This window comes from Streptomyces sp. H39-C1, assembly GCF_027158125.1.
GTDB lineage: Bacteria > Actinomycetota > Actinomycetes > Streptomycetales > Streptomycetaceae > Actinacidiphila > Actinacidiphila fildesensis.
In genome coordinates this window covers 59,093-71,689 of the sequence record NZ_JAPVLS010000008.1, presented here as the reverse complement: position 1 = coordinate 71,689, position 12,597 = coordinate 59,093, and the positions used below count along the sequence as shown (strand labels likewise).

Below are 12,597 nucleotides of genomic sequence, written 5' to 3'. Positions count from 1 at the left end.
CTTGGTGTGGAGTCCGTCACATTGCCGGAGCCGGCCAGGATGCTTTAACGGAATCCTTGCGTTTAGCCTTCGGAAGGCTGGGCATGAGACATGCGGAAGAATGCTTCCGGAGAATTCGGTCTGGACCGGCCGCAGAAAGGCCGAATTCCCCGGAAGTGCTTTCTTGTCCTTTGATGTGATCACGCTCTGCTGTAATGGGTGACGCTGCGCTATTCGGAAAGCGCCGTACCCAGCGCCGCGAGGCTCCGGGCGACCACGGCGGGATCCGCGTCGGGGCCGTAGTGGTTGACGCGGACCATCTCCTTGGCGAGCGCGCCACCGCCGGCGACGAGCGGGACCGAGGGGTCCAGGGCGAGCGCCCGCGCCACCAGCGCGGTGGCGTCGGTGCCCGCGGGCACCCGCAGCGTGGTCGCGACCGGCGCGGCGTCGCGCGCCTCGTACACATACGGCTCCAGGCCGCCGCCGAGGGCGAGCGCGCCCTCGCGGGTCGCGGTGGCGGCCGCCCGGTGCCGGGCGATCACCGTGTCGAGGCCGTCGGCGTCGATCCGCTCCAGACACGCCTCCAGCGCCAGCATCTCCAACTGCGCGGGCGCGTGCGGGAGTGCGGCGCGGCCGGTGTCGATCCAGCGCTCCTTCCAGTCCAGCAGGGAGAGGTACGAGCGGCGCGGCGCCGCCGGGTTGGCCGCCATCCGCTCCCAGGCGCGGGCGCTGACCGAGACCGCCGACACGCCCGCGGGGCCGCCCATCGCCTTCTGCGCGCCGATGACGCACAGGTCCACGCCCCACGCGTCCGGCAGCAGCGGTTCCGCGGCCACCGACGCGACCGCGTCCAGCATGAACAGCGCGCCGTGCGCGCGCACCACCTCGCCGATCTCCGCCACCGGGTTCGTGTTGCCGGTGGCCGCCTCGGCGTGCACCAGCGAGACGAAGTCGATCTCCGGGTGCTCCGCCAGAGCGCGCTCCACCTGCTCGGCGGAGACCGCCCCGTGGAACGGCACGGCCAGGTCGGTGACCTCGGCGCCCGCGTCGCGCAGCCAGTCGCCGAACGTCTTCCCGTAGGGGCCGGTCACCACATTGAGTGCCGCGGAGTTGGGCCGGGCCCCGCCGCGGATGCAGCCCTCGAGGGGCAGCAGCGCCTCGCCCTGGGTGATGACGACGTCCTGCTCGGTGCCCAGCAGCGCCGCGACACGCCGTTCGATCCCGGCGAAACGGGCGGCGGTCAGCGGGGGCAGGTCCAGGAGGGGGTGCGTCACGATGTGTCTCTTCCGTACGGATGAAGGTCTGGGGCATGCCCGGGGCCGTGTCGGGCCCGAGGGTGCCTTCGCGAGCGTACCTCCGACCTTTTAGGGTGCTGGGCATGAGTGTCATGGGTGATCGCGGTGCGCTGCACGTCAAGGGCCGGGTGCTGGTCGGCCCCGAGGACGTCAGGGACGAGGTGTGGGTGCTGGACGGCCGGATCTCGTACGACCGGCCGGCCGGACCGCTCGAGGTGACCACCGTCGAGGGCTGGGCGCTGCCCGGCCTCGTCGACGCGCACTGCCACGTCGGCCTCGACACGCACGGCCCGGTGGACGCGGAGACGGCGGAGAAGCAGGCGCTGACCGACCGCGAGGCCGGCACCCTGCTGCTGCGCGACGCCGGGTCGCCGTCCGACACCCGCTGGGTCGACGACCGCGAGGACCTGCCGCGGATCATCCGCGCCGGCCGGCACATCGCGCGCACCCGCCGCTACATCCGCAACTACGCGCACGAGATCGAGCCGGGGGATCTGACGGCGTACGTCCGCCAGGAGGCGCGGCGCGGGGACGGCTGGGTGAAGCTCGTCGGCGACTGGATCGACCGCGAGGCCGGTGACCTCACGGCCTGTTGGCCGCGCGGCGCCCTGGAGGAGGCCATCGCCGCCGCCCACGAGGAGGGCGCGCGGGTCACCGCGCACTGCTTCGCCGAGGACTCGCTGCGTGACCTCGTGGAGGCGGGTATCGACTGCGTCGAGCACGCCACCGGGCTGACCGAGGACACCATCCCGCTCTTCGTGGAACGCGGCGTCGCCATCGTCCCGACCCTGGTCAACATCGCGACGTTCCCGTCGATGGCGGCCGGCGGCGAGGCCAAGTTCCCGCGCTGGGCGGCCCATATGCGCCGGCTGCACGAGCGCCGGCACGCCACGGTGGGCGCCGCGCACGACGCCGGCATCCGGATCTTCGCCGGCACCGACGCGGGCGGCTCGCTGGCCCACGGCCTGATCGCCGACGAGATCGCCGAACTCGTCACGGCGGGCCTGTCGCCGGTTGAGGCGCTGTCCGCCACGACCTGGGGCGCCCGCGCATGGCTCGGCCGCGACGGGCTCACCGAGGGCGCCTCCGCCGACCTCATCGTGTACGCCGCCGATCCGCGGGCGGACGTACGGGTGCTGGCCGATCCGCGGCGCATCGTGCTGCGCGGGCGGGTGGTGGGTTGACGCAGCGTTACGCGAAGCAGGTGCGGGTCGTTGAGCACCACCGCGTACTCCTCGGCGCGTCAACGGAGGTGGGGGCCGTCATCACGTGGCACGGGTGACGGGTGGGAACGGGCGTGCAGCAAGATTCGAAGATAATGCCGGAAACCACCCGTATGGGTGAACTCGCTTCAGGTAGTCGCCAGTTCACTCTCAGTGCGTAAATATGGCGGGACCGAGGTCACCGGCGGTCGCGTTGTCCCCTCAAGCGGCGCCGCTGACTCCAAGCCACTCGTGGGGGTTCCACCGTGTACAGCTCCAACTTCAGCCTGCCCGCACGCCGTTCGGCCGCCGCCGTCGGCGCGGCCGTCGCGCTTGCGGCAGGTGCGCTGGCCGTCGCCCCGGCGGCCCAGGCGCATCCCTCCGGAAACTCCGGGGGCACCTCCGGCGGCTCCGGGGGCGGCAGCTCGACCGCGACCGTCCTGCGCGCGGGTCTCGACGTATCGCTGGTGAACAAGACGGTCCATCTGCCGCTGAACGTCTCGCTCAACGATGTGAAGGCACCGGCCGACGCCGCCGAGACCGCGCTCACCGCCAAGCTGGACGGTGTCGACCAGGGCAAGCCGTTCAGCATGCTGCGGGCGGATGTCGCCACCGCGAAGGCGACGGCCGACGCGCACAAGGCGGAGGGCTACGCGAACCTGGCCCGCGCCGAGGTGCATCTGCCCGGCCTGCCGTACCTGTCCCTGATCAAGCTCGAGGCGGTCACCTCCAAGGCGACCTGCGAGGCGGGCCGGAAGCCGACCGCGTCGGCCACGCTGGTCGGCGTGTGGGTGCTCAACAAGAAGGTCACCCTGACCGCCACCGGGACGACCAAGGTCGCGGTGCCCGGAGTCGGCGAGGTCAGCCTCGACCTGACGAAGACCCGGACCACGTCGCGGACGGCCGCCGCCACCGGGCTGGAACTGAAGGTGAAAGTCAATCCGCTCAAGCTGAACGTCGCGGTCGTCAGCGGCACCGTGACCCTGGTCAAGGCGACCTGCGAGGCGCCGAAGGTGGTCGACCCGACGACCGGCGGCACCTCCAACGGCGGCGCCACCCACGGCGGTACCACCAACGGTGGGGCCGACAACGGCGGCGCCACGACCGGCGGGGCCACGAACGGCGGCGCCACCGACGGCGGTGCCTCCACCGGGGGAGCGTCGTCCGGCGGGTCCACGACCGGTGGCGCGTCGGGCGGTTCGGGCGGTAGCTCCGGCGGCAGCGGTGGTTCGAGCGGCGCGAGTGGTTCGGGGGGCACCGGCGGCAGCGGTGGGTCGGAGCCGCAGACCGGCCCCACCACCCAGAACCTCGCCGAGACCGGCAGCAGTTCCAACACCCCGCTGCTCGCCGCGGGCGCCGGTGCGCTCGTCGTGGTCGGCGGTAGCGCGCTGTATCTGACGTCCCGCCGCCGCAAGGCGGCGCAGGCTGCGGAAACCGACGCCTAGACGTCCGGTTCCGACCGGATGGGGACCCGAGGGGGGACTGAGGGTCCGAGGGGGAATGGGAGAGGGCGGCGCCGTTGTCGGCGTCGCCCTCTACTGTTGTGTTCAGGGGAAAGCAGACAGAGTTCGCAGGGTTCGTTTCAGGGGTCACAGGGGTCACGGGGTCCGCTGGACGGGCCGGGGGTCGGGGGACGCGATGGACAGCGCGCTGTTCGGGGGCAGGTACGAGATCCGGGAGCTGCTCGGCTCCGGAGGCATGGCACGGGTTCATCTCGCGTACGACACCCGGCTCGGCAGGACCGTCGCCGTCAAGACCCTCCTGCCGGAACTGGCCCGGGACGCCGAGGCCCGGCGCCGCTTCGCGCGCGAGGCCCGCGCCGCCGCCGGGCTCAACCACCCCGGCATCGTCACCGTCCACGACCAGGACGAGGTGCGGACGGACGAGGGCATCGTGCCGTACCTCGTCATGGAGTACGTGGACGGCAGCACCCTCGCCGAACTGGCCCGCAGCCAGGTCAGGCTGGACATCGATCGGGCGGTCAGGATCACCTGCGACATCCTGGACGCGCTCGCCCACGCCCACGCCCGCGGGCTGGTCCACCGGGACGTCAAACCGTCCAACGTCCTGATCACCTCGACGGGTTCGGTCAAGGTCGCCGACTTCGGGATCGCCCGGGTCGTGCACTCGCTGACCCGGATCACCGGCACCGGATCCGCCCTCGGCACCCCCGGCTACATGTCACCCGAGCAGATCGAGGACCGCGAGGTCGACGCGCGCAGCGATCTGTACGCGGTCGGCTGCATGCTGACCGAACTGCTCACCGGCACCGTCCCGTTCCCCGGCCCGACGCCGCTCACGGTGATGTACGCGCACATCCACTCCACCCCGGAGCCGCCCTCGGCGCGGAACGCGGCGGTACCGCCCGAGCTGGACGCGATCGTCATCTCCGCCCTCTCCAAGAACCCCGCGCTACGCCCGCGCAGCGCGGCCGCCATGCGCGACGACCTGAACGGCTGGCTCGCGGCACCCCGGGGCGGCGCCACCCCGGCCCTGCCGCCCGCCCCCGCCCCGCGGCCGGTCGTGCCCCTGCACCCGGCCTACAACCCGCCGCACACACCGCCGCACACCCCGGTTCCGCCGCCGCTGCCGATGCCACCGGCGTCGGGGCGGCCCGGCGAGGTGTACACGTCCCAGCAGTGGGGCACGGCGCCGGTCGATCCGCGCCGCGGCAAGGGACGGCGGCGCGCCCTCATCGCTGTTTCGGCGGCCGTGGTGCTGACGCTCGGCACGGTGCTCGCGGTCCGCCTCGGCTCCTCGCACGCCCCGTCCGAGCACACCGTCACGGCCCTGGACCTGATCGGCAAGCGGACCGTCGGCCGCGGCTTCGACGGGGCGGTCAACGGCACCGTCAACCCGTCCACGGCCAAGGGCGGCACGCTCAAGCTGATGTCGTACTACGCCCCCGACTCCCTGGACCCGGCGCGCTCCTACTCACCGCTCGCCTGGAACCTGGACCGGCTCCTGCTGCGCAAGCTCGTGGACTTCGCCCCCCAGCCCAGCGGGGCGGGCGCCGAACTCGCGCCGGACCTGGCCACCACCACGGGCACGGTCAGCGACGGCGGCCTCACCTACACGTACACCCTCAAGAAGGGTGTGACCTTCGAGGACGGCACGGCCATCACGTCCAAGGACATCAAGTACGGCATAGAGCGGACGTTCGCGACCGATCTGTTCAGCGGCGGACCCACGCATCTGCGGGACCTGCTCGACCAGGGCCAGTCCTACCCGGGCCCGTACAAGGACACCGACCCGGACCAGCTGGGCCTGAAGAGCGTGCTCACACCGGACGACAGCACCATCGTCTTCCATCTCGACGCGCCGTTCGCCGACTTCCCGTACGTGCTCGCGCTGCCGATGTCCTCGCCCGTGCCGAAGGCCAAGGACACCAAGGACAACTACGAGAAGCAGCCGGTCGCCAGCGGGCCGTACAAGATCGCCTCCTATGATCGCGACAAGAAGCTGCGGCTGGTGCGCAACGACGAGTGGGACCCGGCCACCGACGGCATTCGCACGGCCCTGCCGGACGCCGTCGACTTCACGGTCGCGGCCGGCTCCGACGTGGTCGACGCCGCGCTGCTCAGCGGAGAGGCCGACCTGGACCCGGCCCAGGCCGGTGTCCAGGACGCCACCCGCACCAAGATCCTCGGCAGTGACAGCCTCAAGGCGAACGCGGACTCCGCGCTGATCGGGGCCGTCCGGTACTTCTCCCTGCAGACCGCCGTCGCACCCCTGAACGACTACCGCTGCCGCTGGGCGGTGCAGTACGCGGCGAACCGGACCGCGCTGCGCGACGCGGGCGGCGGAAAGGACGCGGGGGACGTCGCGGGCGGGATGCTGCCGCCGACGGTCGGCGGCTACGACCCGCATCTGAACACGTACGGCACGACCGCCGGCCGCACCTATCCCGACCTCGCCAAGCGCCAGCTGTCCGACTGCGGGCACGCGTCCGGCTTCTCGACCACCATCGTCACGGCCACCGGCAACCCCCGGACCAAGGCCATCGTGGAGAACCTGCGCACCCAGCTCGCCGCCGTCGGGATCACCGCCAAGACCGAGTACCCCGAGGCCGCGGACCTGTACGCGACGCTGCCCGACCAGAAGAAGATCAAGGAGCGTGGGTGGGGCATCATCCTCACCACCTGGCAGTCCGACTGGCCCACCCCGGCCGGCTTCCTGCGCCCGCTGCTGCTGACCGGCAGTCCGTCCAACTACGCGGCCCTGGCCGACCAGCAGTTGAAGGACCTGATGGACGAGGCCGACGCCAAGACCGACCGGAACTCCGCCGACAGCGTCTGGCGCACCGTCGACTCCACCTCGCAGGACCGGGGCACCCTGATCCCGTTCATGTACGTGCGGCAGCTCAACTACCGCTCGGCGCGGCTGACCAACGTCTATCTCCACCCGGCGCTGGGCGGTGTGGACATCCAGGCGCTCGGCCTCAAGAACTGACCGCCGGGTCCTCCGGGCTCCGTCCGCTGCGCGCCTTGGCCAGCGCTTCGACGAAGGCGTCCGTCGTGGCCGCGTCGCGGACGGCGATCCGCAGCCACCGCCCGTCGAGACCGGGGAAGGTGTCCGCGCGGCGGACCGCGAAGCCGAGGTCGCGCAGCCGCTCACGGACGGCGGCCGCGTCCTGCAGTTCGACCAGGACGAACGGCCCGGCGGGCGTGCCCGCGACCTCCAGTCCGTCGAACTCGCCCAGCCGGGCGAGCAGATACGCGCGGCAGACCGCGATCTCGGCCGCGGCCCGGTCCGCCTCCGCCAGCGCGTCCGGTGCCACACACGCCTCGATGGCGGCCAGCCCCGGCGACGAGACCGCCCACAGCGGCTGCGCGCGCTCCAGCAGGGCGATGTGCTCGGCGCCGGCGAGCACATAGCCGATCCGCAGTCCCGCCAGCCCCCAGGTCTTGGTGAGGCTGCGCAGCACGACGAGACCGGGTACGTCACGGCGGGCGGCCAGCGAGGCGGACTCGCCGGGTACGGCGTCCATGAACGCCTCGACGACCACCAGGGTCCGGCCGGGCCGGGCCAGCCGTGCGACCACGTCGGACGGGTGGAGTGCCGACGTCGGGTTCGTCGGATTGCCGAGCACGACGAAGTCGGCGTCCTCGGGAACGGCCGCCGGATCGAGCCGGAAACCGTCGGCGGCGTCCAGGACCACCCGGTGCACGGCGTGTCCGGCGTCGCGCAGCGCCGCCTCGGGCTCGGTGAACTGCGGGTGCACCACGACCGCGTGACGCGGTGCGAAGGCCCGCGCCAGCAGCACGAACGCCTCCGCCGCGCCCGCCGTCAGCAGCACCTCGTCCACCGGCCGGCCGTGCCGCCGGGCGACGGCGGCCCGCGCCGCCCGCCCGTCGGGATAGGCCGCCAGGCCGTCGAGCGACGCGGCGATCGTCGCCTTCAGCCAGGCCGGCGGCGTACCGGCACGGACGTTGACGGCGAGGTCGGTCCGTACCCCGCCGTCGTCGCGCACCTCGGCGTCGCCGTGGTGCCGGAGGTCGTAGCCGTCCGTGCCGCCGGCACCGGAAGTGCCGTCAGTGGGAGTGGGCATGGTGACCGTGGTGGTGGCCGTGGTCGCCCGAGGGGTCGTCGGGGTGGTGGTGCGGCTGCTGCGGCATACCGACCCGGTCCTCGAAACCGGGCAGCTTGACGCGGTAGACGCAGGAGTCGCAGTTCATCCGCAGATCGCCCTTGAGGGTCTCGCGGTAGCGCTCCATCACCAGGTCGGCCAGCTCCGGCTCCGGGCCGATGACGGCCGCCTGCCGCACGTCGGTCGCCGGATGCGCGGCGGCCCATTCGGCGGCCTGGTCCCGGACCCGGTCCGGCAGGATGCCGGTGAACAGGAAGTACGGCAGCACGACGATGCGGCCGGCGCCCAGCTTGCGGCAGCGCTCAAGACCCGAGGGCACGTCCGGCGCGGCCAGCGACACGAACGCCGTCTCCACGCCCGCGTAGCCGCGGCCCTCCCACAGCAGCCGCGCGACCTTGTATATCTCGGCGTTGGCGTCCGGGTCGGTCGAACCGCGGCCGACGAGCAGCACCGTGGTGTCCGAGCGGTCGTCGCCGAGCACCTCGTCCAGCCGCCGCTCCAGGATCGTCAGCAGGCCCGGGTGCGGGCCCAGCGGCCGGCCGTAGGTGTACGTCGTGCCCGGGTGCCGCTGCTCCTCGCGGGCCAGGGCGGCCGGGATGTCGCCCTTCGCGTGCCCCGCGGAGACCAGCACCATGGGGACCGCCGCGAAGCTGCGGACGCCCTGCGCCACCAGTTCCGCGACCGAGTCGGCGAGCGGCGGCGGCGACAGTTCGATGAACCCGCCGCCGACCGGCAGCCCGGGATTGTGCTCGCCGAGCTGCCGGACGAACGCACGGAAGGCTTCGGCTCCGGCCTCGTCACGGGTTCCGTGGCCGACGAGCAGGAGTGCGGGCGGGATCACAGCGAGTTCTCCTTGGTGAGGGGGGTGAGGGCTTCCGGGGCGGCGGGGCCGCCGGGACGTTCGGTGTAGAGCAGGGCGTTGAGCGCGGCGGACGCCACGGCGGAACCGCCCTTCTCGGAGATGTTGCTGACGGCGGGCAGACCGGAGGCGCGCAGCGCGGCCTTGCTCTCCGCCGCTCCCACGAAGCCGACCGGCAGACCGATCACCAGCGCGGGCGCGGCGTCCAGCGTCAGCAGTTCCTCGAGCGCGGTCGGCGCGCACCCGATCACCCAGACGGCACCGGGACCGACCTGTTCGTAGGCCAGCCGGATCGCGTGCGCGCTGCGGGTCAGCCCGGGACCCGACCGGCCGTCCTTGAGCCGGCAGACGACCGGCCGGGTGGTGATCCCGGCGGCGACCATCTCGACATCCGCGACGATCGGGGCGCCCGCGTGCAGCGCGGTGTGGGCGGCCAGCAACTCGGCCTCGTCACAGACGAGTTCCCCGGCGTACTCCAGATCGGCGCTGGAGTGGACGACCCGCTCGACCACGGCCCGCGTCAGCGGCGGGAAGTGCGAGGTGTCGAGCCGGGAGCGCAGTCTGCGGAACGACTCCTGCTCGATGGGGTGAACGGTGCGGGTCACAGGGAACCTCCCGGTCGTCGGATGGGCTGCGGGCCGGTCATGCCTGCCACCGGTAGCCGCGCGGGGTCACCATGCGGCCGGCCACGTTGCGGGTGGCGGTGTTGCCGACGGTCACGACGGTCACCATGTCGACCGTCGTCACATCCAGCGCCGCGATGGTCGTCACCTCGCTGCGCTCGTCAGGCCGGGACGCGGCGTGCACGACGCCGACCGGGGTGCCGGGCTCCCGGTGCTCCGCGAGCAGCGACAGCGCCTTCGGCAGCTGCCAGTCGCGGCCCCGGCTGCGCGGGTTGTAGAAGGTGACGATCAGATCGGACTCGGCCGCGGCGCGGACCCGGCGCTCGATGACGTCCCACGGTGTGTGCAGGTCCGACAGGCTGATCGACACATGGTCGTGGCCCAGCGGCGCACCCAGGATCGCGGCGGCGGCGAGCGCGGCCGTCACCCCGGGCACCCCGACGACGTCGATGTCGTCCGCGGCCTCGGCGAGCGCGGGGGAGGCCATCGCGTAGACGCCCGCGTCACCGCTGCCGATCAGGGCCACCGCATGGCCCGCGCGGGCCTGCTCCACAGCGGTACGCGCCCGCTCCTCCTCGGCACCCAGGCCGGATTCCAGGATCCGGGTGCCGGGCCGCAGCAGGTCCCTGATCTGGTCGACGTACTGGTCCAGGCCGACGATCACCGATGCCCGGCGCAGCTCCTCGCGGGCCCGCGGCGTCAGCAGGTCACGTGCGCCGGGACCGAGCCCGACCACCGAGAGCCGGCCGCGCGGACGGCGCCGCGCCACGGCGGCGGTCGCCATCGCGGGACCCTCCTGCGGCGCGGACTTCCGCTTGGGCACCAGCAGTTCGCCGCCCGGTGCCGCCGCGAGCGCCGCCGCCTCGGCGACCGACGGGGTGCCGACGGCCGCCAGCGGAGCGTCCGACGGGTTCGGTACGTCGATCCCGGCGAGCCGGTCCGCGGTGTACGTCAGCAGCGGCACCCCGAGCCGCTCGGCGGCCTCGACGATCCCCGCCTCGTCCGCCTTCGCGTCCACGGTCGCCAGCGCCGCGACCGAGCGGGGCGAAAGACCCGCGTCGGCGAGCGCGCTCCCGATCAGCGTCAGCACCTCGTCGGCCGGCACTCCCCGGCTGCCGCCCACGCCGACGACCAGCGACGGCGGGCGCAGCAGCACGGTCCTGGCGGCTGTATCCGCTGCGGCCACACGGTCGGTGACGATCAGTGAGACGTCACTGTCAGTGGCGGCGGTTACGTTGGGTGGCAGAGCAGGAAGGGGGTGGACGCCATGGGGGGTGTCCAGATGTACGGGGTCGCCGTCGAGGATCGCGCGGCTGACGGCCGCGACCGCGCCGTCGACGGGCCAGCCCAGCATGTCGAGTCCTGGCACCCCGGCGGCGTCGGTGGCGGTGCTGATCACCGGACGGCAGCCCAGTGCGTCGGCGACGCGCTGCGCCAGCTCGTTCGCACCGCCGCCGTGGCCGCCCAGCAGCGCTATCGCGTGCTGATGCGTCTCGTCCACCGTGACGACACCGGGATCGGTGTCCTTGCCCCGCAGCAGGGGGGCGATCAGGCGGACGACGGCGCCGGTGGCGAGGAAGCACACCAGTTGCTCGCATTCGGCGAACGCGCGACCGACCGCCTCGCGGACCGGCCCGTCGTAGACCCGGACCTCGTCGGGCCAGGCGGCGGCCAGGTGTTCGCAGCCGCGCTGCCCCGCCGAGGTGGCGGAAATCAGGCCGATCACAGAATTGCTCCTTCGGTGCCGGGCCGGGTGGCCCACAGGACGAATACGGGATTGTTGGCGGCGAGCCGGGTGACGCCGCCCGGCAGCGGTGCCAGCCGGGAGGACTGCAGCAGCAGACCGTCCGGTTCGAGACCGGCCGCGGAGAGGGCGGCGCGTACGTCGCCGACGCGGTCGACGGCCGCGAGGGTCACGACCACGGTCCGCCGGGCGCGCCTGGCGCAGGCACCGACGATGGCGGGCAGGTCGCGCCCGCCGCCGCCGATGAAGACGGCGTCCGGGTCCGGGAGCTGGGACAGCACGGTCGGGGCGGCGCCGTGCACGATCTGCACGTCCACACCGTGGGCCGCCGCGTTCGCCCGGATCCGCTCGATGCCGTCGGGGGTCTGTTCGACGGCGACCGCGGCGGCGCCGAAGCGGGCGCACTCCACGGCCACGGAACCCGATCCGGCCCCTATGTCCCACACGAGGTCACCGGTGCGCGGGGCGAGCCGCGACAGGGCCAGGGCACGCACCTCGAACTTGGTGATCATCGAGTCGCGGTACCCGAACGCCTCCTCGGGCAGCGCCCAGCCGGCCGGCGCGGGCGGCGGACCGGCGACGATCCGCTGGACCGGTGACAGCACCCGCGCCTCGTCCAGACAGAGCACGACACTCACCCCGGTGCCGGTCCAGTCGCGGACGGCGGCGTCGGCGGGGGAGACCCGCTCGACGGTCTCGTCCGCCGTGCCGAGAGCCGCCGCGACCACCAGCGTGCGCTCGAGGCCGGTCCGGGCCAGTGCGGCGCCCAACTCGGCGGGACCGGCCCCGGGACCGGTCAGCACCGCGGTCTTGGGGTGCGCGCGGCACACGTTGACGGCCGTTCGCGGATCACGGCCGTGCGCGCTGACGACGACCGCGTCGTCCCAGGACAGGCCCAGCCGGGCGAAGGCCACCGCGATGGAGGGGGAGGACGGGCGGACGTCCAGGGTCTCGGGGCCGAAGCGCGCCCCGAGGGCCCGGACGATGCCGAAGAACCCGGGATCACCGGAGGCGAGCACGGTCACCCGCCGGTCCTGGTGCTCCGGCGAGCCGAGGTGCCGCTCGATGCCGTCGAGGGCCGGGGCGAGCGGGCCGAGGACGATCTGCTCCACGCCGGCCGGCAGCCGCGCCGCCTCCAGATGGCGCCGCGCGCCGACGACGAGCGTGGCGCCTGCCGGAGCCGTCGCGGCGACGTCGGTACCGGTGCCCGTGCCGGTGGTGCCGGTGCCGATGACGGTGATCGCGCCGGGCGCGGGCGTGCCGGCGGTACGCGGCAGCTCAGGCTCGCGCGGGCCGGGCTGGGCG

General features: G+C 73.4%; 9 protein-coding genes. 3 read left to right on the top strand and 6 right to left on the bottom strand.

Features of this window, described 5'->3' with window-relative positions; genetic code table 11:
* Positions 1-209: 209 nt before the first annotated feature.
* On the bottom strand, positions 210-1,253 hold the full coding sequence (locus O3W51_RS07780) for a pyridoxal-phosphate-dependent aminotransferase family protein (protein ID WP_269284866.1): 1,044 nt from the start codon (positions 1,251-1,253) through the stop codon (positions 210-212).
* Between the two features lie 113 nt (positions 1,254-1,366).
* On the opposite strand from O3W51_RS07780, the gene O3W51_RS07775 reads away from it, so the two are divergent.
* From O3W51_RS07775 to O3W51_RS07765, 3 genes are all read left to right on the top strand, one after another.
* The gene (locus tag O3W51_RS07775) at positions 1,367-2,458 is read left to right on the top strand and encodes an amidohydrolase family protein (protein ID WP_138355044.1); all 1,092 of its coding nucleotides are present in this window, start codon (positions 1,367-1,369) and stop codon (positions 2,456-2,458) included.
* A gap of 284 nt (positions 2,459-2,742) precedes the next feature.
* Entirely contained in the window at positions 2,743-3,921 is a 1,179-nt protein-coding gene (locus O3W51_RS07770; RefSeq protein WP_269284864.1) for an SCO1860 family LAETG-anchored protein, read from the top strand.
* 193 nt (positions 3,922-4,114) lie between these two features.
* Positions 4,115-6,928 carry an ABC transporter substrate-binding protein gene (locus tag O3W51_RS07765; RefSeq protein WP_269284861.1) on the top strand — a complete coding sequence of 938 codons (2,814 nt, stop codon included), beginning with the start codon at positions 4,115-4,117 and terminating at the stop codon, positions 6,926-6,928.
* Here the strand turns inward: O3W51_RS07765 and cobC are convergent.
* From cobC to cbiE, 5 genes are read right to left on the bottom strand one after another with little or no spacing between them, the layout of a single operon-like run.
* Entirely contained in the window at positions 6,918-8,027 is a 1,110-nt protein-coding gene (gene cobC, locus O3W51_RS07760) for an Rv2231c family pyridoxal phosphate-dependent protein CobC (protein WP_269284859.1), read from the bottom strand. The genes O3W51_RS07765 and cobC overlap by 11 nt on opposite strands.
* Positions 8,011-8,907, bottom strand: a complete 897-nt coding sequence (locus O3W51_RS07755; RefSeq protein ID WP_269284857.1) for a sirohydrochlorin chelatase — start codon at positions 8,905-8,907, stop codon at positions 8,011-8,013. Before O3W51_RS07755 ends, cobC begins: the two co-directional genes overlap by 17 nt.
* Positions 8,904-9,530: a precorrin-8X methylmutase gene (locus O3W51_RS07750; protein WP_138355018.1), complete on the bottom strand. Its 627-nt coding sequence runs from the start codon at positions 9,528-9,530 to the stop codon at positions 8,904-8,906. The genes O3W51_RS07755 and O3W51_RS07750 overlap by 4 nt, the downstream gene beginning before the upstream one ends.
* A gap of 37 nt (positions 9,531-9,567) precedes the next feature.
* Complete coding sequence (gene cobJ / locus O3W51_RS07745; RefSeq protein WP_138355017.1) at positions 9,568-11,274, bottom strand: precorrin-3B C(17)-methyltransferase; 1,707 nt, start codon at positions 11,272-11,274, stop codon at positions 9,568-9,570.
* Entirely contained in the window at positions 11,271-12,533 is a 1,263-nt protein-coding gene (gene cbiE, locus O3W51_RS07740) for a precorrin-6y C5,15-methyltransferase (decarboxylating) subunit CbiE (protein WP_138355043.1), read from the bottom strand. Before cbiE ends, cobJ begins: the two co-directional genes overlap by 4 nt.
* Positions 12,534-12,597: the final 64 nt, after the last annotated feature.

Bases quoted from the DNA above. Each gene is read 5' to 3' on its own strand.
- cobC (WP_269284859.1), bottom strand. From the start codon at position 8,027: ATGCCCACTCCCACTGACGGCACTTCCGGTGCCGGCGGCACGGACGGC.
- O3W51_RS07765 (WP_269284861.1), top strand. From the start codon at position 4,115: ATGGACAGCGCGCTGTTCGGGGGCAGGTACGAGATCCGGGAGCTGCTC.
- O3W51_RS07775 (WP_138355044.1), top strand. From the start codon at position 1,367: ATGGGTGATCGCGGTGCGCTGCACGTCAAGGGCCGGGTGCTGGTCGGC.